This window comes from Paraburkholderia sp. SIMBA_053 (assembly GCF_046534895.1).
Lineage (GTDB): Bacteria > Pseudomonadota > Gammaproteobacteria > Burkholderiales > Burkholderiaceae > Paraburkholderia > Paraburkholderia caledonica.
Window position 1 is genome coordinate 1 of sequence record NZ_JAWRXU010001454.1, and the last position, 244, is coordinate 244.

Here is a 244-nt window from a genome sequence, read left to right on the forward strand (position 1 = left end):
TTGTAGTAGCCCTTCATCACGAGGTCGCCGCGCACGCAGATTTCACCGGTCAAGCCTCGAGGCAGAATCTCCCCGCTATCGTTCATGATTTCAACGCGTACGAGCGGATTGGGGCGGCCAACCGAGGAGAGCCGTTCTTGCGGCGCAAGCTTGCCGTCCACGAAGTGCTCGGCCGGAGTGAGATAGGAGATCGACGCTGGAGCTTCCGTCTGACCGTAGCCGCCCGCCATGACGGGCCCGAACA

At 61.9% G+C, this 244-nt stretch carries 1 protein-coding gene; it reads right to left on the minus strand.

Annotation, left to right across the window (positions count from 1 at the left end):
* A partial coding sequence (locus tag SB753_RS40440) for an AMP-binding protein (protein WP_410805597.1) occupies nucleotides 1-244 on the minus strand: 244 nt, incomplete at both ends.